The following is a 21,107-nucleotide window of genomic DNA, read 5'->3' on the forward strand; positions in this document are numbered from 1 at the left end:
ATGAAACCACAAATGAACGCACGCCCGCTCGCCATCGCGGTGGGCCAGGCGCTGGCCGCGCTGGCGGCCGTCGCCATCGCCGCCGCGTCGCCCGCCCACGCGGCCGAAACGGCCCCCCGCCCCTGGATGGACCGGTCGCTGAGCGCCGACCAGCGCGCCACGCTGGCCCTGCAAGCCATGACGCAACAGGAGAAACTGGGCTGGGTGCTGGGCCACTTCGGCGCCGATTTCGCCAACAAGACCAAGAAGCATCCGGCCGCGCTGCCATTCTCGGCCGGCTATATCACCGGCGTCCCGCGCCTCGGCCTGCCGGCCCTGTTCGAGACCGACGCCGGCCTGGGCGTGGCCACGCAAGCCACGGCCACGCCGCGCGAGCGCACCTCGCTGCCGTCCGGCCTGGCCACCACGGCCACGTGGGACAAGCGGCTGGCCTACAACGGCGGCGCCATGATAGGCGCGGAGGCGCGCGCCTCCGGCTTCAACGTCATGCTGGCCGGCGGCGTCAACCTGCTGCGCGAGCCGCGCAACGGCCGCAATTTCGAATACGCGGGCGAGGATCCGCTGCTGGCCGGCACCATGGTGGCCCAGCAGGTCAAGGGCATACAGTCGAACCACCTGATCGCGACCACGAAGCACTTCGCCGTCAACGACCAGGAAACCGGCCGCTTCGTGCTGGACGCGCGCATCGGCGAGGCCGCCAACCGGACCTCCGACCTGCTGGCGATGCAACTGGTGCTGGAGCAGGCCGATCCCGGCTCCGTGATGTGCTCCTACAACCGCCTGAACGGCGTCTACGCCTGCGAGAACGACTACCTGCTGAACCAGGTGCTGAAGAAGGACTGGGGCTACAAGGGCTATGTGATGTCCGACTGGGGCGCGGTGCACAGCACCACGCAGGCCGCCAACGCGGGGCTGGACCAGCAGTCCGGCTGGGAATTCGACAAGTCGCAGTACTTCGGCGGCGCGCTGGAGGAGGCGGTCGCCAACGGCCACGTGACGCAGGCCCGCCTGGACAACATGGTGCACCGCGTGTTGCGCGCCATGTTCGACAAGGGGGTGGTGGACCATCCGGTGGCCGAGGGCGGCGCCATCGACTTCGCCGCGCACGGCCTGGTCACCCGCACCGGCGCCGAGGAAGGCATGGTGCTGCTGAAGAACGAGGGCGGCCTGCTGCCGCTGAAACCCGGCGCCGGGAAGATCGTCGTGATCGGCGCGCACGCCGACGTGGGCGTGCTGGCCGGCGGCGGCTCGTCGCTGGTGTATCCAATCGGCGGCAACGCCGTGCCGGGGCTGGAGCCCAAGGTCTGGCCGGGGCCGGTGGTCTATCACCCCTCCTCGCCGCTGAAGGCGATCCAGGCGCGCGCGCCCGGCGCCACCGTGGTCTACGACGACGGCACCGACCCGGCCCGGGCCGCGCGGCTGGCGGCCGGCGCGGACGTGGCGCTGGTGTTCGCCCAGCAGTGGGTGGGCGAGGCGCTGGACGCGACCTCGCTGTCGCTGCCGGATGGACAGGACGCGCTGATCGCGGCGGTCGCCAAGGCGCAGCCGCGCACGGCCGTGGTGCTGGAGACATCCGGCCCGGTCACCATGCCATGGGTGGGACAAAGCGCGGCCGTGTTGCAGGCATGGTACCCCGGCACCAGCGGCGGCGAGGCCATCGCGCGGGTGCTGTTCGGCGAGGTCAATCCCTCCGGCCGCCTGCCGGCCACCTTCCCGGTGTCCGAAAGCCAGCTGCCCCGTCCCGTGCTGGACGGCGATCCGAAGGACCAGACCACGCGCTTCGCCGTCGATTATCACGAGGGCGCGGCGGTGGGCTACAAGTGGTTCGACCTGAAGGGGCTCAAGCCGCTGTTCCCCTTCGGCCACGGCTTGTCGTACACGCGGTTCAGCTATTCCGGCCTGGCCGCCAGCCAGAAGGACGGCAAGCTGCAATTGCGCTTCAAGGTGAGCAACACCGGCGCCGTCAAGGGCAAGGACGTGCCGCAGCTGTACGTGGCGCCGCTGAACGCGAAGTGGGAAGCGCCCAAGCGCCTGGCAGGCTGGGACAAGGTGGAGCTGGCGCCGGGGGCAAGCACGGAGGTCAGTGTCGCTGTCGATCCGCGCCTGCTGGCGACCTACGACAGCCGCTCCAAGACCTGGCGCATCGCCAAGGGCGGCTACAAGGTGCTGCTGGCGCGGGACGCCGGCGGCGCGGACGCCGCCAGCGTGACGGTCCAGCTGCCGCAAAGCACGCTGGACCTGTCGGGTAAACCGTTGCGGTAGGCGTATCAGAATTTCGGCAGCCGTTCCAATGTGATCACATTGGAACGGCTGTAGACCTTCTTCTTGTGGTCATTGGTGTTGTAGTACTCGCCGGTCCAGAAGTTGTTCGGGCCGGTGACGCCCGGCGCGCCGTCGCCATCGCTCCAGACCATGAACCACAGCCACCACGCGCCGTCCGTGGCGATCTTGTCCGGATCGGGAATGTAGCTGTTCTCGCTCAGCGCGATGGGTTTTCCTTCCGCCGTGGTTTTCCGCAATTGCGTGTAGGTCTCGATCTGCGAACGATAGCTCTTGTTGTCGGACTGGTCGTAAATATCGTGGCTCATGACATCGACCACGTCGTCGCCGGGATACCACGCCGGGTCCTGCCCGTTCCATACCCAGATGAGATTGTGCAGCCCGTGCACATTCACCAGGCGGTCATGCAGATGGCGCCACAGCAGAATGTAGGCGTGGGCCTGGGGCGCGCCGTCGGCGCGCTTGCGGCCCCACCAGAACCAGCCGTCGCCCTTGTAGCCAGAGGCCTCGTGCAGCGGGCGCCATAGCACCGTCACGCCCGCGTCGGACAGCCTTTTCAGCTCGGCCGCGATCAGGTCGATGCCATCGTTGATCTGCTGGTAGGCCGGGCTGTTCTTGTCCAGGGCGCCTTGCGCGAGCGGGATCGTGAACGCCGTGTTCTTGCTGGTGTCGGCCTCCTGGGCATAGAAGTTGGCGCTGTTCACCTGTGCCGTCTTCAGCAAGGCCGGATCGCGCCAATGCCAGCTGAACTCCACCAGGCCGCCCTTGTTCGCGAAGGCGATCGCCTCCTCGGTCTGGCGCCTGCCCTCGGCCCAGGTGGCGGTCATCCCGTAGTTCATGAAATCGTAGCCCATCAGCGCGGGATATTTTCCCGTGTCGGCGTAAACCCGCTCGGCCATGTCGATCGAGTCCTCCCAGGTCAGGTCCGACTGCCCGGCGATGACCTGCCTGCCCCAGACGCTGCGCAAGTAGGCGTAGACCGCCCGCGTCTTCGCGTTCGCCAGGGCGTCCACCGGCGCGTCGCGGCCGGCGCGCGCCGGCGCGGCGCCGCGGTTGTCGGGGCAAAAGCTGCGCGCGATGCAGTATTGGCCCTTCTCGTAGCCCCAGGCGCCGCCGTCGGCGCCGCACAGCGGCCAGTTCTTCCCGTTCACCGGGCAAGTCTCGGCGACGGGTACGGGGACGACGACTGTGCCGGTGCCAGCGCCGGTGCCTGTGCCGGCGCCGGCCGTGGTTGGATTCTGCACGCCCCCCGCGCCCGGTCCGCCGCTGCAGGCCGACAAGGCCAGGACGGTGGACAAGGCGAGCAGACGCGCGCTTGCGTGTGTTGTTTGTTTCATTTTTTCTCTTGGAGGGAATGGCGCGGAGCGCGCCGGCGCTTGCGGTCCGGGTTGCGGACCGCAAGGCCATCAGGATGAAGGACTTAGAACGAGTAACGCAGCTGCGCGGTGTAGCGCGGGCCGGTGGCGAACCAGGAATGGCCGCTGGTGCCCGCGTGCTGCTGCATCAACTGCTTGAACACGGCCTTGTTCAGGTTCTGCGCTTCCAGGCCGAACTGCAGCTTCTCGGTGATCTTGTAGAAGATCGACGCGTCCAGCTGGCCGTAGGCGTCCGCCCACAGCGGCAGGCCCCAGGCGATGTTGGTCGCGCCATAGGTCGGGCTGGCCGAGTTGGTGTCCTTGCCGTCGGTGCCGCGCGTGCCCCAGGTGTTGACCGCCTGCAGGTTCTTCGAACGCCAGTTGTAGGCCAGGCGGGCCGAGACCGGGCCCTTGTCATACATCAGCGACAGGTTGCCGGACTGGCGCGACAGGCCTTGCAGCGGCAGGTTGCCGAAGCTGCGGCCGTCGGTGTCGCAACCGTTGACGTACAGGTTCACGTTGACCGCGCCGTCGCCGGTGGTGCAATACGGCGAGAAGACCGGGTTGTACAGCTTGCGCTTGCTGTCGACGAAGGTGAAGCTGGCTTGCACGCCCAGGCCCGACAGCCACTCAGGCAGATTGTCGTAGTACTGCTGGTAGGCGACCTCGAAGCCGCGCGCGTGGCCGCGGGCGCCATTCACCGGCGAGGTGATGGTGAAGCTGTGCGTCTTGCCGTCCGCGCCGGCGACGTCGTAGGTGTTCAGTTGATTGACGATGATGTCCTTCAACTGCTTGTTGAACACCGCGACGGTCAGGGAACCGCTGGGCGCGAAATACCATTCCGCCGTCACGTCGAGCTGCTTGGAGGTGGTGGGCTTGAGCATCGGATTGCCCGCGCCGGTGCCGGTCAGGCTGACGCTGTTGACGGTGATGGCCTTGGTGGCCTCGTTGGTGCTGGTCTTGATTTCCTCCATCAGCGTGGTGTAGCCCTGCAGCTGCGAGAAATCCGGGCGCGACATCGCCTTGCCCAGGGCCAGGCGGAATTGCAGCTTCTCGCTGGCCTTCATGCGCAGGTTCAGGCTGGGCAGCACATTGCTGTAGGAATTGGCGAAATCCTGCTGCTCCGAGAACGCCGCGATATCGGGGATCGCCACGCCGGACACGCTGGCGCCCGGCGGGAAGGTCGGCACCGATGGCTTGAACACCGTGTAGCCGGCCGCGGTCGAATTGGTGCGCACGTAGCGCAAGCCGATGTTGCCGTCGATCGGATACTTCAGGTCGTCGAAGCCGAAGCGCAACTGGGAGTAGAAGGCCTTGGTGCGTTCCGACACGTCGTTGATCTCGGCCGGGTCGGTGCCGAAAGTGGAATTCTTCCACGCGAAATCGCAGCTGCCCCAGCCCTGCTTGGTGGTCTGCTCCTTGCAGACGATGTCGTAATACTTGTGCAGCGCCTCGTAGGTGCCGGGATAGCCGACCGCTAGGCTGTCGTTCGGGAACACCACCGAGGGCACCGACGTCTTGCCGTTGAAAAAGTTGGGGTAGGTGTGGACATTGGTCTCGTTGCTGAAGCGCGGATCGCCCAGGTAGGCGAGCTGCGAGATGTTCCAGCCCAGCATCCATGGCTGGGTGATGGCTTGCCAGTTGTAGCTGGGGTTGGAGTTGTGGGTGTGCGAATTGCGGTCGGTCAGCCGCACGCCGAAGCGCAGGTCGCGCAGCACTGAATGGTCGAATTCGTACTGCACATCGGTTTTCCAGGCCTTGCTGTCGGCCTTGGACCTGTCCCGGTGCTCCATGGTGTAGGCCCAGTAGTACTGGTTCGGGTCGGCCAGCATGGCGCGCTGGGCGTCGGTGAAGATCAGGTTCGGCATGCCGCCGGTCAGGTCCAGCCGTTGCGACTGGATTTGCAGGCCGGTGGCCACGTCGGAGTCGAAGCCCTCGCTCCGGGCGCGGATGCGCTGCAGGTCGTTGCGCACGGTCCATTGCGGCGACACGCGCCACTGCACATTCCAGTTGACATCGGTGGTCGAGGAATCGCGGGTGGCGACGCGGCGGTCCGGATTGTAGTTGATGCCGCCGTGTTCGGGATCGGACAGCGTCCCGGTCAACATCATGCCGTTCGCGTCGTAGGTGGCGTCGCTCACCTTGATGTCGTACGGGGTGGTGTGCTGCATCAGCATGGCCTGCTCGGACCACTTCATGTGGTAGTCCGACTTGAAGTAGGTCAGCGCGGTGGTCAGGCCCGTGAACGGGCGCCACTGCGCGGCGGCGTACTGGCCCTGGCGCTCGCGCTCGAAGTCCTGCGTGCGCCACAGCGCGCCCTTCGGCACCCACACGGTCTTGCCGGGCACCACGTTGTCGCGCGGGTAGAAGGCGTCGATCTTGATGGCGTCGGTGCGGGTGTCGCTCTGCGACTTGGCCAGGTCGACCAGCAGGCCGATTTCACCGATGCCGGTCTTCCAGCGGTCCGACAGCATCAGCGAGGCCGACGGCGTGGCCTTGCCCTCCTTCAGCGTGGAGTAGCTCTTCTGCCCCGACACGGAACCCTTGAAGCCCTTGAAGTCGAACGGCATGGCCGTGCGCAGATTCACCAGGCCGCTGATGGCGCCCTCGATCTGCTCCGCCGAGGGATTCTTGTAGACGTCGACGCCGGCCATCAGCTCTGGCGGCACGTCCTCGAAGTTCAGGGCGCGGCCGCCGTTGGCGGAGAAGGAATCGCGTCCGTTCAATTCCGAGCGCACATAGTTCAAGCCGCGGATCGCCACGCCCGAGCCCTCGACCGCGTAGTGCTGCGGGTCGCCCGCCATGCTGCGGTCCATGGTCACGCCGACCACGCGCTGCAGCACCTCGGTCACCGACCGGTCGGGCAGTTTGCCGATGTCGTCGGCGACGATGGAATCGACGATTTCGTCCGCGTTCTGCTTGATCTTCTGGGCCGACTGCAGCGCGGCTCGCTGGCCGCTGACCACCACCACGGTGGCGCCGTCGGCCTGCTGCGCATAGGCCGGCAATACCAGCGTGGCGCATGCGCTGGCGACGGCCAGGTTCATAAGCTTTCTTCGTGTTGGGTACGGCATGTAGTCTCCTGATTCCGATTTGTTTTTTGGCGCGCAGCCATGGCTCTGGTGGCCATCCGCCTTGAAGTAGGCCAGCTGCTATAAGGGCTGCTTCGTTGCGGCCCCGTGAAATCAGTATTGCATCGCGAAAATGCACGGGTCAAACGAATTGGAATTAGGCGTTGTTGTTTAATGGAATTTACTAAACGAACGCTGTTTAGCGAGGGCTGCAGGCGTGCCGGCGCGGCCGCGCGCGGCGGAGGGAAAGGAGGGTGGAATTCCCGGCGCCCGGCGCGGGCCCGGCTGGGGGATGGATCAGGCGGCGGCGCTGGCCGGCGGATCGAGACTGGCGTCGTTGACGGCCATCTCGCCGATGGCCTGCGACAGCGCGCGCGCCACCACGCCCTCGGTGCGGAAGGCGCGGGCCTTGCCGTCGCGGAAGCGTTGCGCCAGCTCGTCGCCGGACAGCGAGAACGCCTCCTGGCGCGAACTGGTGGAGAAGATGTAGAGCGTGCGCAGCGGACTGATCCAGGCGAGCTTGACCTTGCGCACGCCGCCGTCGTCCTGGTCGAACTCGACCCAGGCGCCGCGCGACAGCGTGTCGACCTCGATGGCCGCGTCGTCGTCCAGCGGCGGCTCGGGCTCCGGCGCCTTGGCGGCGGCCTGCGCCTCCAGTTCCAGACGGCGCTCGGCGGCCTTGCGCGCCACCTCCATCGCGATCTCGACCTGGCGTTCCGGCGACACCTCCAGCGGCGCGCGCACGATGGAGGCGTGGCACTCGGCCAGTTCGGCGAAGAACTGCAGCCGGTCCGCGTCCTGCCACTTGATGATGTCCAGCCACTTGTTCAGCGTGGACAGCAGCTTGGGCAGCTTGCCGATCAGTTGCTTGCGCTCCTCGGCCGTGATCTTGGGCTTCACGCTCCAGATCAGGTCGTCCATGGTCTGGGTGGCGTTCTTGACGGCGCCCGGCTTTTCCTCGTCCACGCTGTAGGCCAGCGTCAGCACGGACACCCACTTGTTTTCCAGGAAAGCCTCCACCACCGCCACCACTTCGCCGGTGCCGATGCGCAGCGCCACGGCGTTGCGGGCGGACTTGCCGGCCTCGGCCATTTTTTCCTGCTTCAGCGCGGCCTTGATCGGTTCCGCGATGGCGGTCGCGGCGGCCGCCTCCTCGGCCTTGATCGAGGCCTCCAGTTCGTTGACCGCCTCGCTGAAGACGGACATCTCGTGATCGTGGTCGCGCCCCACGCGCTCGACGCTGCGCTGCATGGCCTGGAACATGGGATCGTCCGGGCTCTTGCGCTGCTCCCAGCCCATGCGCGACAGCAGGTCGATCATGCGCCGCGCGGGGTGGGCGTCCTGGAAGAAGAAGTCCTTGTCCACCAGCGCGGCCTTCAGCACCGGGATCTGCAGGAAGCGGATCAGGTCGCGGATTTCCTGGGGGATGTTCTGGTCGCGGAAGACGGTGTCGAAGATGGCCGACAACAGGTCGATGGTGCTTTCGTCGGCGCGCGTCAGGCTGCCCTGCGGGGCGTTCTTCTTGATGTTGGGCAGGTAGAAAACATTGGGGGCGGTGGCCGCCGCGCCGGGCTCGCCAGGAGCGGCGCCAGCGCCGGCGCCGGCCAGTCCGGCCGCGCCCGCCGCCGCGTTCAGCAGATTCAGCAATCCTTGCGCGCCGGCCGGGACGAAGCCGGTCGCCACGCCGGCGGTGAAACCGGCCGCCGGGCTCGCGCCGCCACCGGCGTGCGGCGAGGGAAAGCCTCCCGGCGTCCCCGATACGTGGTCCACGCCCGGCGCGGCGATAAAGCCGGGATAGGCGACAGCGCCCTGCCCCGCCATGCCCGCGCCGGCAAAGCCGCCCGCCGCGTGGCCGGACGAGGCCAACGTGCCGTTGACCACGCCTCCAGCCGGGATGCCGGCGGCACCGCCTATGGCGCCTGCCATAGGCATGCCATGCGCGCCGCCAACAGCGCCGCCCATCATGCCAGCCGCTCCGCCGACTGCGCCGCCAGCGGGCATGGCCGCCGCGGGAACGAAGGAGCCGGGAACAAAGCCAGCGGGGACAAAGCCCGCCGGCGCCATCCCCGCGGGAGCCAGCGCGGCGGCGGCCATGGACGCGCCGGGGGCGCCGAACATCATCGCCGGCCCCGGCTGCTGCCCGACGGCGCCCGCCGGCATGGCGACCTGCTGGACCTGGGCCAGGTAATTCAATAACGGCTGCTTGGACGTGGTCTGCGCGGCGCGCTGCGCCACCTCGTTGCTGGCGCCGCCCTGGAAGCCCTGAGCCGGCCCCTGAGCCCAGGCGCCCGCCTTCAGGTTGGCGATGTCGGGCAGGTCCGGAATCATCAATTCCGGGTCCAGCGCGGGATCCTGCGCCACCGAGAAGAACTGGCGCAGCTGCTGGGCCAACTCGGCCTGCTGTTTGCGCTTGCGGGCCGGGTTGGCGCTGCTGGCGTCGTGGCTGTCCGCCTTGCGCGCCTTGTAGCTGTCCACCGATCCGGGTTGTTCCGCCTTGCGCTGCAAGGTCGCGTTCAACTCGTCGAACATGGACGACAGCTGGATGAACAGGTCCGGCTTGAGCAGCGGCAGCAGCAGGTTGGCCGACTCCTCGTCCGCCGTGAACGCCAGCCAGGCTTGCTGCAGCGCGCCCAGGAACACCTCGGGACGGAAGGGATTCTGGTTCACGCGCAGGATATCGCGGTCCAGCAGGAAGGCCAGGCGCACGTTCAGCGTGGCCAGCGCATCCGAATACAGCACCTCGAACGGCTTGGCGAGGCTGCCCAGCGTGACCTTGCTGTCCATTTCCTCGAACGGCACCAGCGACAGGCCCTGCTCCGCCACGCGCGGCTTGGCCTTTTGTCCGGGCGCCAGTTCGGCGATTTCGCGCCGCAGCGCGCGCTCGATTTCCTTGGTCAGCAGGCTCAGATAACCGTAATGGTTGGTGCGCAGCAGGTTGCCCGCGCGGATGCGCGCCTGGATCTCGCGCACATCCCCCTCCAGGTCGCCATCGGCCAGCGCGGAGACGATGCGGTTGGAAAAGTCCAGGAACTGGTCGCTGACATGCTTGTTGACGATCTCGATCAGATTCTCCAGCAGCGCATGCCGCGGCGTGACCGCTTTTTTGGGCGCTACGGAAGTTGTCGGATGTGAAAGCATGGTCTAACCTGATTGGATGTGGGCAGCCGCGATACCACATTCTTGCACATTATTGCCACAAGGCAATAGCCCACGGGAAACAATTAGCGATTTTTTTTGCGGCAAGCGGGTTCCAGGAGGAATGGAAATGAAATCCAGGCAGAAAGGCCAGAAGCAAGGCTATCAGGATAACACCAACCAGGGCGTGAGCCAGGCGGACAGCGGAAGCAGACAGTCCGGCGCCAAGGGATCGGCATCGGTGGGGCGTCAGGAAGCCCAGGGTGGCGCGGTGGACCGCAACGAGGAAAGCCGGCGTTCGCGCAGCGCGGACAAACGGGTGGAAACCGGCCGCACCGGCAACCGGAGTGGTTCGCGCGGCCGCTGAGTTCACGCCAGCGGGCCGCCGCGCGCCGCGCTATATATTGGTGACGCGCCGCCCTTTGGGCGGCATGAAGTCCGCCACCTTGTGCACCATCTTCACGGCCGCCGCCTGCGCGGCCGTCAGGTGCAGGTCCGAATAAGCGTGGACTTGCCAATGCTCCTCGCTGAACTCCACGTGGTTGCGCAGGATCTCCTCGGTCCGCGCGTCGTCCGCCTGCAGGCCCTCGACGATGATGCGCAGCGCTTCCGGCCGGGCGCCGGACGGCGCGCTGGCGTGCGAGCGATGCACCATGAAACGCGCGGTGCTGCTGGCGTAGCGTTTCTGGCCGGACAGGAACAGGATCACCGCGATGGACGCCACCGCGCCCGCGTTATACATGTGGAAACGGACCGGCAGCTTGCTCAGGTAGTTATATAAGCAGATGCCGTCGCTGACATAGCCGCCGTTTGACTGGATCAGGATATGCGCGTCGGTGATCATGTCCTCGGTCATGTCGGCGACGGCATCGAAAACCCGATGCACCATATCGCTGTTGACATCACCGGACAGGGTAAACCACGCGTGGCCCTGTAATTTGTCCTGCTCATCCATGGTTTTTCCTCGCAAGTTGATGTCCAGATTCTAACAAATCGCGGGTGTGAAAGTCCTGAGCGAGGCATTCGTGCGCGTGGCAACGCGGCCAACCGTTGGCCTTCCTCCATCACAAAAAACCACAATTCGCCCTCCGCCCCTTTGCAATCGCGGCATGTTGTTAGTGCGAACTAAAAACTCGTCTACAGTTATACCACCGCCCTCGTGGCGGCGACAAGGATCCGGGAACCGACTCGGCCACCGCCCAGGTTCTGACGCGAAAGAACACCAGCCCTTCACTCACCACCGAATTGACCTGGGCCTTCCTGAAGATGAAGGTCAACGACGAGGTCAATGTCCGCATCGGCAGGGTGGTGATTCCCGCCTTCCTGATTTCGGATTACCAGAATGTCGGCTACGCCAACACCATGATGCGGCCGCCGATCGAAATCTACGGCCGCTTCCCTCTCGAGGGAGCCAATGGCGCCGACTTTAATTACCAGCATGCTTTCGGCAACACCAACTCGTGCCGGTGGGCGCTGGGCCGCCCACCGGTATTAAGGATGCGGTTACTGTGGTCGGTGCCTCCCTCTATTTCGTCTTTTAAGGAGGCCGGCATGACAAATAAAATGACCTCGATGGTTTTGTGCGCCCTGCTGGCGGCCGCTTTGCCGGCCTCCGCTGAAACCGTGGTAATCGTCAATCCCAAGAATCCGGCCACCCACATGTTTTCGGAACAGGCGGCCCAATTCCTCCTCGGAAAATCGACGATGTTTACGCAGATAGACCAGGCCGAAGGTTCGGCCGTCCGCCAGGATTTCTATCGCAAGGTTGCGAATATGGAGGAGGCCCGGGTTAAAGCGATCTAGACCAAGCTGGTATTTACCGGGAAGGCCACTCCACCCATGGAATACAAATCCAACGCCGAAATCAAAAAGGCCGTGGCTGACGATCCCAAGGCGATAGGTTATATTGACAAGTCGGCGGTGGATGATACGGTCAAGGTTATTCTGACATTGCCGTAACCGTGGAACACGCTGCGGCGTAGCCGATACGCCGCAGCGTTTTATATTCCAGCCCCCTGCCCGCACGCCTCTCTTCCCCTTAGTACTCTGTCACCTCCACCATGGCTTGCCGCCCCCCTTTTTGGCGTTCCGACGTCCAAATCACGCTAGTTTTTAGCATGATCATGCCCGAACTGAGCATAAACCCGACGTTTTGGCCATAAACGTCAATCGGACGGCGGCCAATAGGCCAAGCAATGCAGGCGTGAATCAGCCATTGAACCGAGCAAAAGAACGCAATTCGACGGCCATGACGGCGCTGCAAAGCCAGGTCAACGAGATAAAAATGCGGCGCTGTTCATTGATGGCGGAGGATTATTATCCTGTGGTCCAGTGCACAGGGACGCCAGGTTTTCCACGCCACCACCAGGCAGACCGGAAATATCCTTCCCCGGACAAGTTTCAGCTTCGACATTTCCCGCCGCAGACCCTCGTTGTCCCCGCGCAGGCGGGGAGCCAAGTTGGCATGCAAACTTGGATTCCCGCCTGCGCGGGAATGACTCTGACTTAACGGCATTAAGGGAATTCTGTTAAGTCAGCGTCATTCCACATCGGCGAATTGAAATCATCGCTGCCTGCTTGGTGACTACGTGACCCCGTTCCGCTCGTTCCGCAGGCATGGAGCGGTGCTCCATGAATTCCCTGCTATACTCTGCGCGGGACGACTTGATAACGACTTCGGCCGCTTGACTTAACGGCATACGGCATTACCCATTTCAAACTAGCTTTCGCCGGCCGCCGCCATTGCGCAATCCTTTGAGTATTTTCATCACGGATATACGGGAAATACTCACGCCGCTTCACAGCACAATATAAGCTCTTGATTCACACATACAATTGCCAGCCAAAATCATTTCGCGGCAGCCCTTTCGCGAGGCGTCCCGGGGGCGCCGCCTTGCCCCGGCAAGATTGACATTCTCGCCCGTCTGGCATATATTCCTCAGTCTTGATCGGGAGAGGGCAACCCAGCGTTGCCGCCGAAGGGGCACTACCCAAAAACTCTCAGGCAAAAGGACCGGTCAAGGGCCAGCAGCGCGAAGTCGCGGCTGGGTCAAACTCTGGAGAGCGGCCGCGGCGAATACGCCGGCGGCCCACCGAAGGGGCGTGCGGACCTCATCCGCTATCTCTCAGGTACCAAGGACAGAGGGGTCCGCGTTGCATTGTGCTGTGCATTCTGCTTCTGTTAACCCCTTTTTCTGGACGGCCCCATGACGCTCAAAGCGACCCCACTCAATAACGCCCACCGCGCCCTCGGCGCCCGCATGGTCGATTTCGGCGGTTGGGACATGCCCGTCAACTACGGCTCCCAAATCGAGGAACACAACGCCGTGCGCACCGACGCCGGCATGTTCGACGTGGCCCACATGTGCGTGGTCGATATCAAGGGCGCCAACGTGCGCGCCTTCCTGCGCGGCCTGCTGGCCAACAATGTGGACAAACTGCAAACGAGCGGCAAGGCCCTCTACTCCTGCATGCTGAATCCGCAAGGTTTCGTCATCGACGACCTGATCGTCTATTTCATTAGCGAAGACTGGTTCCGCCTGGTGGTCAACGCCGGCACCGCCGAAAAAGACGTGGCCTGGATGCAGGCGCAAAACGAGGCGACCAACAGCGGCCTGGCCATCACCCAGCGCCGCGACGGGGCCGACGCGATGGCGCTGATCGCCGTGCAAGGCCCGAACGCCCGCGCCAAGGTCTGGGAAGTGATCCCCGGCACGCAGGCGGCCACCGCCGAGATGAAGCCGTTCAACGTCGCCTTCGTGAAAGACACCCCGTTCGGCGAGGCCATGGTGGCCCGCACCGGCTACACCGGCGAAGACGGCTTCGAGATCGGCGTCGCCGCCGGGCAGGCCGAGGCGCTGTGGAACGCGCTGAACGCGGCCGGCGTGAAACCGGCCGGCCTGGGCGCGCGCGACACGCTGCGCCTGGAAGCCGGCATGAACCTGTACGGCCAGGACATGGACGAAACCGTCAACCCGCTGGACGCGGGCCTGGCCTGGACCATCGACTTGGTGAGCGAGCGCGACTTCATCGGCAAGGCCGCCCTCCAGAAAATGGGCCAGAACGCCCAGTTCGTGGGCCTGATCCTGCGCGAAAAAGGCGGCGTGCTGCGCGCGCACCAGAAAGTCATCGTGGCCGGCAGCGAGCAGGCCGGCGAGATCACCAGCGGCACCTTCAGCCCGACCATGCAGCAAGCCATCGCCCTGGCGCGCGTGCCGAACGGCGTGCAAGTCGGCGACACCGTGCACGTGGAAATCCGCGACAAGAAGCTGGCCGCCACGGTCGTGAAGCTGCCGTTCGTCCGCAACGGTAAAATCCTGGTTGCCTGACCCGAATTCAACTAACAATAATCCCAACTGGAGCTACACATGAATATTCCCGCAGATCTGAAGTACACCGAGTCCCACGAGTGGGTGCGCCTGGAAGCCGACGGCACCATCACGGTCGGCATCACCGAGTTCGCGCAGGACGCGCTGGGCGATATCGTCTTCGTCGAGCTGCCTAAGGTCGGCACCAGCTACACCGCCGGCGACGACGCCGCCGTGGTGGAATCGGTGAAGGCCGCTTCGGACATCTACGCTCCGCTGTCGGGCGAAGTGACCGCCGTGAACGAGGCCGTGACCGACGCGCCCGAATCGATCAACGCCGACGCCTACGCGGCATGGCTGTTCAAGATCAAGCCGACCGACGTTTCCGCCCTGGACAGCCTGCTGGACGCGGCCGCCTACGGCAAGACCACCGAAGGCTAATTCGTCTGTTTGGGGGCCGGCACCGCGTTGGCCCTATTCCAGCAAAACCAGATGCAACCCCTGGGGTCGGACCCCACGGGTCTGACCCCGGCAGTTGCCAGTGGTTTCGGACGCATCCCAGATTCCTCTCTGCCCTACCCGCCATCATGACCCGTACCAGCCTGACCCAACTCGAAGCCCGCGATGCCTTCATCGCCCGCCACATCGGCCCGGACGCCGCCGAACAGCAACAGATGCTCGACGTGCTCGGCTACGCCACGCGCGCCGCGCTGATCGACGCCATCGTGCCGCCTTCCATCCGCAACAAGAGCGCCCTGCCGCTCGGCCAGTTCCACGAGCCGATGCCTGAAACGGAAGCGCTGTCCAAGCTGAAAGGCCTGGCGTCCAAGAACAAGGTACTGAAGTCGCTGATCGGCCAGGGCTACTACAACACCCACACGCCGGGCGTCATCCTGCGCAACATCTTCGAGAACCCGGCCTGGTACACCGCCTACACCCCGTACCAGCCCGAAATCTCGCAGGGCCGCCTGGAAGCCATCCTGAACTTCCAGCAGGTGGTGACCGACCTGACCGGCATGGGCATCGCCAACGCGTCCATGCTGGACGAGGGCACCGCCGCCGCCGAGGCCATGACGCTGATCCAGCGCGTGGGCAAATCGAAATCGAACCTCTTCTACGTAGCCAACGACGTGCTGCCGCAAACCCTGGAAGTGGTGCAGACCCGCGCCCTGCCGCTGGGTATCGAGGTGCGCACCTTCGACCCGGCCGAACTGGCCGGTGTCAGCGGCGCCTTCGGCGTGCTGCTGCAATACCCGGGCGCGAACGGCGTGGTGCGCGACTACCGCGCCGGCGTCGAGGCGGTCAAGGCCGCCGGTGCGATGGTCGTCGTGGCGGCGGACCTGCTGGCCCTGACCATGCTGACGCCTCCGGGCGAATGGGGCGCGGACGTCGTGATCGGCAACAGCCAGCGCTTCGGCGTGCCGCTGGGCTTCGGCGGCCCGCACGCCGGCTACCTGTCCACCCGCGACGAATTCAAGCGCTCGATGCCGGGCCGCCTGGTCGGCGTGACCATCGACCAGCAGGGCAACAAGGCCTATCGCCTGGCCCTGCAAACCCGCGAGCAGCACATCCGCCGCGAAAAAGCCACCTCCAACATCTGCACCGCGCAGGTGCTGCTGGCGGTGATCGCCTCCATGTACGCCGTGTACCACGGCCCGGCGGGCCTGCTGCAGATCGCCAAGCGCGTGCACCGCTACACCGGCATCCTGGCCGCCAACCTGCGCACGCTGGGCTACTCGGTCAACGACACCTTCTTCGACACGCTGACCGTGAAGACCGACCGCGCCGACGCGCTGCACGCGGCAGCCGTCGCCCACGGCGTCAACCTGCGCAAGATCGACGCCAACCACGTCGGCGTGTCGCTGGACGAAACCGCCAACCGCGCCGACATCGCCACGCTGTGGTCCGTGTTCGCCGCCGGCGTCAGCAACGCGCCCGCCGCGCCGGACTTCGACACCGTGGAAGCGGGCGTGGAACGCGCCTTCCCCGAAGCGCTGGGCCGCCAGAGCGCCTACCTGACGCACCCGGTCTTCAACCGCTACCACTCCGAAACCGAGATGCTGCGCTACCTGCGCAGCCTGGCCGACAAGGACCTGGCGCTGGACCGCACCATGATCCCTCTGGGTTCGTGCACCATGAAACTGAACGCCACCAGCGAAATGATCCCGGTGACCTGGCCCGAGTTCTCCTCGATCCACCCGTTCGCGCCGAACGACCAGACCGTCGGCTACCGCGAGATGATCGACCAGTTGGAAGAGATGCTGTGCGCCGTGACCGGCTACGCCGCCGTCTCGCTGCAGCCCAACGCCGGTTCGCAGGGCGAATACGCCGGCCTGCTGGTGATCCAGAAATACCACCAGTCGCGCGGCGAAGGCCACCGCAACATTTGCCTGATCCCGTCGTCGGCGCACGGCACCAACCCGGCGTCGGCCAACATGGTCGGCATGCAGGTGGTGGTGACCGCCTGCGACGAGCGCGGCAACGTGGACCTGGCCGACCTGAAAGCCAAGGCCGAGCAGCACTCCAAGAACCTGGCCTGCGTGATGGTGACCTACCCGTCCACCCACGGCGTGTTCGAGGACGGCATCCAGGAACTGTGCGACATCATCCACTCGCACGGCGGCCAGGTGTACATCGACGGCGCCAACATGAACGCGCTGGTCGGCGTGGCCGCGCCGGGCGCCTTCGGGGGCGACGTCTCGCACCTGAACCTGCACAAGACCTTCTGCATCCCGCACGGCGGCGGCGGACCGGGCGTCGGCCCGATCGGCGTCGGCGCGCACCTGGCCAAGTTCCTGCCTAACCAGCGCTCCAACGGCTACGTGCGCAGCGAAGACGGCATCGGCTCGATCTCGGCGGCGCCGTTCGGCTCCGCCTCCATCCTGCCGATTTCCTGGATGTACATCGCCATGATGGGCGGCGCCGGCCTGACCTCGGCCACCGAGACCGCCATCCTGAACGCCAACTACATCGCCCGCCGCCTGGCGCCGCACTACCCCGTGCTGTACTCGGGCCACGACGGCCTGGTCGCGCACGAGTGCATCCTGGACCTGCGTCCGCTGACCGACGCCACCGGCATCAGCAACGAAGACGTGGCCAAGCGCCTGATGGACTTCGGCTTCCACGCCCCGACCATGAGCTTCCCGGTTCCCGGCACGCTGATGATCGAGCCGACCGAATCCGAAGCCAAGGCGGAGCTGGACCGCTTCATCGACGCGATGATCGCCATCCGCGGCGAGATCGCCAAGGTGGAAAGCGGCGAGTTCGACAAGGCGAACAACCCGCTGAAGTTCGCGCCGCACACGGCCGAGGTGCTGATGTCCGACAACTGGGACCGCAAGTACAGCCGCGAAGTGGCGGCCTACCCGGTGCCGTCGCTGCGCAGGCAGAAGTACTGGCCCACCGTCGGCCGCGCCGACAACGTGTACGGCGACCGTAACCTGATGTGCGGCTGCGCACCGATCAGCGATTACGAATAAGCCGCGGCAAAGTCCGGGGTCAGACCCATCGGGTCTGACCCCGGCAGTTGCCAGTGGTTTTCGGCGCAAAGCCCCTACGCCGCGGTATTCAGCTCCGCCGCCTCCAGCGGAGCCTCCTCCCACACCGCCGCCTGCGTGATCTCCTCGCAACTCGTCACATTCCCCTGCACGTCCAGCTTCATCCACATCAGCGCGCCGCCCGGCGTCACCCCCACCGCGTGCACGCCCGACTGCGCCGGATCGCCGCACAAGGCCGTCGCCACCATGGTGTCGGCGATCGCCCGGGGCTGTCCCCACGCCGAACCCAGCTCGCGCGACACCAGCCACAATCCGCCCGCGCCGTCCGTGTAAGCCAAGTGCTCGCCGGTGCCATCGCGGTCGCTCCACACCAGCTCCGCCCCGTTCACCCGGGCCACCGGCTGCGGCACGTCGTGCCCGCCGCGATACACCACGATGCCCTCGCCCGCCACGAACACGTCCGGCACGTTCGGCACCGTCCCCTGCGCCAGATGGAAGCTGGACGCCAGATAGGGCAGCGCGCGGTACTCCACGTTCACCGCCCACCCGAACTGGTCGGGGAAGGACGCGAAGGTCAACGCCGCCGCGCCCCCTTCCCGCACCAGCGTCCACGCGCCCGGCAAACGGTAACTGCCCACCGCGTAGCCCAACACCCTGGCCAGCCCCCCCTGCAAACGCAAGGGCGACATCGGCGTGGACGGCGCGGCGGCGTTGAAGTACCAGGTGTTCTCCTCGTCCTGCGCCCGCGCCGTCACCAGCACCAGCGGCGCGGCGCCCGCCAGCAGCGGCCCGAAAGCCACGCGCGTCGCGACCGCCCCTTCCGGAAAACCGCGCCGCCGCATCTGCATGGTGCGGAACGCCTTGATCCAGCCCGCTTCGTCCATACTGCCCGACAGGCCCGAGGCCACGTACAGCGTGCTGGCCTCCGCCCCCTCGCGCGCCCCCACCGCCAGCGCCACCGCGACCGTGCCGTCGCCGGCCTGGCGCACATCCACGCACTGCACCCGGTGGCGCATGGGATGCGGCAGCGCCGCGCTCAGGTCCGTCTGCGACCAGTTGCCGAACGCCGTGCGGCGGAACATATATAGATGCAGGTTGCCGCCCACCGCGAACACCAGCGGCGAGCCGGCGCCGTCGCGCACCACGAAGAAGGGGCGGCGCGCGTCGACCGGCGCCGCGCAGGGATCGCCGCCTTCGCCCGCCTCGGCCAGACGCACGAAATAGCCGCGCACCAGTTGCGCCATCGTCAGGCCCGCCTCCGCCTGGCGCCGGCGCCACATCGGCATTTCCTTCGGCGCCTCCGCGCCATAGCGGCCCATCACCGCGTCGTAGGCGCGCGCGGTGCGCTCCTCCGCGTCCAGCCCAGCCAGTTCCGGCAGCGCCAGCAACACCAGGGCCAGTTCCGCCCTGCCCCGCGCGGCGCTCGCCTGCATGACGATCAGCGAGGTCCACGCCAGCACCTCGTCGGCCACCGGCTCGCGGCGCAGCACGATGCGCGCCACGCGCGCGGCCGCGTAACTGGAGGCCCCGGAAGGGATGGCCGCGCCGGTGCCCTGGTTGCAGCGTACCGCCGCGCCGGCCTTCGCCGCCGGCTTGGCGCCGGCCAGATCCAATGCCGCATAGGCAAACAGTTTGCTCATTTCAACGCTCCTCGTGGACCAGGTCCAATTCAATGTTTCCGTCTTCGTTCAACTGGATGCCGCGATAGCACAGCTGCGGACCGGCCGGCAGCACCAGCTGGCCCGCCGCCTGGCCGAACATCGCGGTGGCCGCCGCGCCCAGTTCCACCATCACGCTGCCCTGCAGCGCGGCGAAACCGGCGTGGTTGCCTTCCCAGTCGTTGGTGATCTTGTTCATGTTCAGCAAATGGGCCAGCGCATCGGACACCACATACATGCCGACCACGCCCGAATCGGTCGCCGCCGGCGCGCGCTTGCCGCCCACCGTCACCGCGATGCCGCCATTGGGCGCCGGCACGAACTGCAGCCGCATCGACCAATGCATGGTGGTCCGCGCCCAGCCCTTGCCCATGTAAGTCTTGCGCATGAACGGCGCCACGCGTTGGTTCATGCGATCCCACTCGTAGCGCATCAGAGAGCTATATAGATCCACCGTCAGCCGGGACACGCCCTGCGCGTCCGGCTGGGACGACACCGACACGCTGAACTGCAAGTCCTGCTCGGACTCGCGGTCGTGCAAATGGCGGTTGCCCTCGCGCCAGTGCAGCAGCACGTGGTCCCGGTAACTCCAACCGTGCGCGTTCGGCACGAAGGCCGCGCGGGCGCCGTTGTCCAGCGTGGCCGCCGCGCCCGACTTCTCGTTGACGGTTTCATCCAGATCCAGTTCGCCCTCCTGGTCGCGGCGCGCATGCAGGTAATCCGGCAAGGCGGTCAGGCGCCGCTGGATCGGATCCACCAGCAGCGGCTTCAGGAAGCGTTTGAAAAAAGTCTCGCGCGACACGATCAGCTTGCCGGCGGCGCCCTCGGCCACCGGCGGAGGCGGATTGAAATGCCCGGCGGTTCCGCTGTACAGGCGCGGCTCGTGCGCGATCTTGCGCTCGCCACTTACCTGCAGGAAATTCAATGTGCCGCACGCGGCCAGATTCGCCCCGCAAGGCAGGAGGCCTTCCAGAATATCCGCCGCATGTGTCTTGCGCGTGACAGCGTAGCCGAGCACGAAGGGATTGCCGGGACCGGCCAGGCCTTTCAGCCAGGCGCCGATGAAGTTGGCGAAGTTGTTGGCCAGGAAAGAGTTGTCGGTGGCCAAGTCGGTGTGGGCGGCGTCCGGATGCATCAGATCGCTTTGCTCGAAATCCAGCACCGCCGCCTGAAGGCGGAAATGCGCCTCGTCGAAGCGGCCGATGCGGTTGATCGTTCCGGGCGCGGCGGGCGCGGCGCCGTTCAGCAGATCCTGCATGGCGACCGGCAGCAACTGCACTTTGACATTGAATGCGATTTTCCAGCCGGCAATGGATTGCTTCAGGATGCTGGTCCTGTTGCCAAAGCCGTTGTAAAAGCTCATGTTGCCGGAATTGAAAGTCAGCGACAGCCGGGCCATGCGCGGCGCGCCGGTGTCGAAACTGATGCCGGGTGTCGCCAGGACCGCCCTGTCCACGCCCTCGCCGCCGATCAGCAGGCCCGCCTCGTCCAAGTCTCCCACCTGGACCGCCCGCGGCAGCAAACCATGCTGTCGCATCGAGGCAAATTGCTTGTTGACCGTCTCCGGCGCCAGCGCCCAAACCTGGTCGAAGCCCCCCAAGAGGCGGTCGCTCCCCGGCAATTCGTCGGACAACGAGGCGATGAGATCGCCGGCGTCGATGTTGTTGCCATTGGTTAACATAGAAACGTTTGTCATGCTACTATCCTTCTTGAGGGAATGCTAATATTTGTTCTGCGGAATGACTGCACTGTATTGACATTCATCTTCCGGCGCCTTCCGGCAACCTTCCGGCGTCATAAGTGT

General features: G+C 65.8%; 12 protein-coding genes, 1 pseudogene and 2 riboswitches. Of the genes and pseudogenes, 7 read left to right on the forward strand and 6 right to left on the reverse strand.

What is annotated here, in order from left to right; genetic code table 11:
- Positions 1 to 12 precede the first annotated feature (12 nt).
- The gene (locus BM436_RS08715) at positions 13 to 2,262 is read left to right on the forward strand and encodes a beta-glucosidase family protein (RefSeq protein WP_229489677.1); all 2,250 of its coding nucleotides are present in this window, start codon (positions 13 to 15) and stop codon (positions 2,260 to 2,262) included.
- A gap of 5 nt (positions 2,263 to 2,267) precedes the next feature.
- Here the strand turns inward: BM436_RS08715 and BM436_RS08720 are convergent, their stop codons facing one another.
- The 3 genes from BM436_RS08720 to BM436_RS38460 all read right to left on the reverse strand — a co-directional run bounded on the left by BM436_RS08720 (position 2,268) and on the right by BM436_RS38460 (position 9,844).
- Positions 2,268 to 3,617, reverse strand: a complete 1,350-nt coding sequence (locus tag BM436_RS08720; protein WP_093555120.1) for a glycosyl hydrolase — start codon at positions 3,615 to 3,617, stop codon at positions 2,268 to 2,270.
- An 83-nt stretch (positions 3,618 to 3,700) separates the two neighbouring features.
- Entirely contained in the window at positions 3,701 to 6,682 is a 2,982-nt protein-coding gene (locus BM436_RS08725; RefSeq protein WP_229489679.1) for a TonB-dependent receptor, read from the reverse strand.
- A gap of 321 nt (positions 6,683 to 7,003) precedes the next feature.
- On the reverse strand, positions 7,004 to 9,844 hold the full coding sequence (locus tag BM436_RS38460) for a DUF1631 family protein (RefSeq protein WP_093555122.1): 2,841 nt from the start codon (positions 9,842 to 9,844) through the stop codon (positions 7,004 to 7,006).
- A gap of 127 nt (positions 9,845 to 9,971) precedes the next feature.
- On the opposite strand from BM436_RS38460, the gene BM436_RS08735 reads away from it, so the two are divergent.
- Positions 9,972 to 10,208 carry a hypothetical protein gene (locus BM436_RS08735; RefSeq protein WP_143133016.1) on the forward strand — a complete coding sequence of 79 codons (237 nt, stop codon included), beginning with the start codon at positions 9,972 to 9,974 and terminating at the stop codon, positions 10,206 to 10,208.
- A 30-nt stretch (positions 10,209 to 10,238) separates the two neighbouring features.
- On the opposite strand, the gene BM436_RS08740 is transcribed toward BM436_RS08735, so the two are convergent.
- Positions 10,239 to 10,796: an ATP-dependent Clp protease proteolytic subunit gene (locus BM436_RS08740; protein ID WP_093555124.1), complete on the reverse strand. Its 558-nt coding sequence runs from the start codon at positions 10,794 to 10,796 to the stop codon at positions 10,239 to 10,241.
- 617 nt (positions 10,797 to 11,413) lie between these two features.
- On the opposite strand from BM436_RS08740, the pseudogene BM436_RS08750 reads away from it, so the two are divergent.
- The 5 genes and pseudogenes from BM436_RS08750 (at position 11,414) to gcvP (ending at position 17,627) form a co-directional block, all read left to right on the forward strand.
- Positions 11,414 to 11,800: pseudogene (locus tag BM436_RS08750) on the forward strand (type 2 periplasmic-binding domain-containing protein).
- 244 nt (positions 11,801 to 12,044) lie between these two features.
- Positions 12,045 to 12,350 (forward strand): hypothetical protein, encoded by a 306-nt coding sequence (locus BM436_RS36055; protein ID WP_143133017.1) that lies wholly within the window; start codon positions 12,045 to 12,047, stop codon positions 12,348 to 12,350.
- A gap of 430 nt (positions 12,351 to 12,780) precedes the next feature.
- Positions 12,781 to 12,867: riboswitch (glycine riboswitch) on the forward strand.
- Positions 12,868 to 12,887: 20 nt separating this feature from the next.
- Positions 12,888 to 12,993, forward strand: a riboswitch (glycine riboswitch).
- Between the two features lie 54 nt (positions 12,994 to 13,047).
- Positions 13,048 to 14,169 (forward strand): glycine cleavage system aminomethyltransferase GcvT, encoded by a 1,122-nt coding sequence (gene gcvT / locus BM436_RS08755; protein ID WP_093555125.1) that lies wholly within the window; start codon positions 13,048 to 13,050, stop codon positions 14,167 to 14,169.
- A gap of 39 nt (positions 14,170 to 14,208) precedes the next feature.
- A complete protein-coding gene (gene gcvH, locus BM436_RS08760) occupies positions 14,209 to 14,589 on the forward strand; it encodes a glycine cleavage system protein GcvH (protein ID WP_093555126.1) in 381 nt (126 codons plus the stop codon).
- 146 nt (positions 14,590 to 14,735) lie between these two features.
- Positions 14,736 to 17,627: an aminomethyl-transferring glycine dehydrogenase gene (gene gcvP, locus BM436_RS08765; protein ID WP_093555127.1), complete on the forward strand. Its 2,892-nt coding sequence runs from the start codon at positions 14,736 to 14,738 to the stop codon at positions 17,625 to 17,627.
- A 74-nt stretch (positions 17,628 to 17,701) separates the two neighbouring features.
- Here the strand turns inward: gcvP and BM436_RS36990 are convergent, their stop codons facing one another.
- Together BM436_RS36990 and BM436_RS08775 are read right to left on the reverse strand one after the other, a co-directional pair.
- On the reverse strand, positions 17,702 to 19,285 hold the full coding sequence (locus tag BM436_RS36990) for a hypothetical protein (RefSeq protein ID WP_093555128.1): 1,584 nt from the start codon (positions 19,283 to 19,285) through the stop codon (positions 17,702 to 17,704).
- 1 nt (position 19,286) lies between these two features.
- Positions 19,287 to 20,999 carry a hypothetical protein gene (locus BM436_RS08775; protein WP_143133018.1) on the reverse strand — a complete coding sequence of 571 codons (1,713 nt, stop codon included), beginning with the start codon at positions 20,997 to 20,999 and terminating at the stop codon, positions 19,287 to 19,289.
- Between the last annotated feature and the right edge of the window lie 108 nt (positions 21,000 to 21,107).

This window comes from Pseudoduganella namucuonensis, from assembly GCF_900116645.1.
Lineage (GTDB): Bacteria > Pseudomonadota > Gammaproteobacteria > Burkholderiales > Burkholderiaceae_D > Rugamonas > Rugamonas namucuonensis.

Coding starts and splice junctions, on each gene's coding strand:
- BM436_RS08715 (WP_229489677.1), top strand. CDS start 13: ATGAACGCACGCCCGCTCGCCATCGCGGTGGGCCAGGCGCTGGCCGCG.
- BM436_RS08720 (WP_093555120.1), bottom strand. CDS start 3,617: ATGAAACAAACAACACACGCAAGCGCGCGTCTGCTCGCCTTGTCCACC.
- BM436_RS08725 (WP_229489679.1), bottom strand. CDS start 6,682: ATGAACCTGGCCGTCGCCAGCGCATGCGCCACGCTGGTATTGCCGGCC.
- BM436_RS38460 (WP_093555122.1), bottom strand. CDS start 9,844: ATGCTTTCACATCCGACAACTTCCGTAGCGCCCAAAAAAGCGGTCACG.
- BM436_RS08735 (WP_143133016.1), top strand. CDS start 9,972: ATGAAATCCAGGCAGAAAGGCCAGAAGCAAGGCTATCAGGATAACACC.
- BM436_RS08740 (WP_093555124.1), bottom strand. CDS start 10,796: ATGGATGAGCAGGACAAATTACAGGGCCACGCGTGGTTTACCCTGTCC.
- gcvT (WP_093555125.1), top strand. CDS start 13,048: ATGACGCTCAAAGCGACCCCACTCAATAACGCCCACCGCGCCCTCGGC.
- gcvH (WP_093555126.1), top strand. CDS start 14,209: ATGAATATTCCCGCAGATCTGAAGTACACCGAGTCCCACGAGTGGGTG.
- gcvP (WP_093555127.1), top strand. CDS start 14,736: ATGACCCGTACCAGCCTGACCCAACTCGAAGCCCGCGATGCCTTCATC.
- BM436_RS36990 (WP_093555128.1), bottom strand. CDS start 19,285: ATGAGCAAACTGTTTGCCTATGCGGCATTGGATCTGGCCGGCGCCAAG.
- BM436_RS08775 (WP_143133018.1), bottom strand. CDS start 20,999: ATGACAAACGTTTCTATGTTAACCAATGGCAACAACATCGACGCCGGC.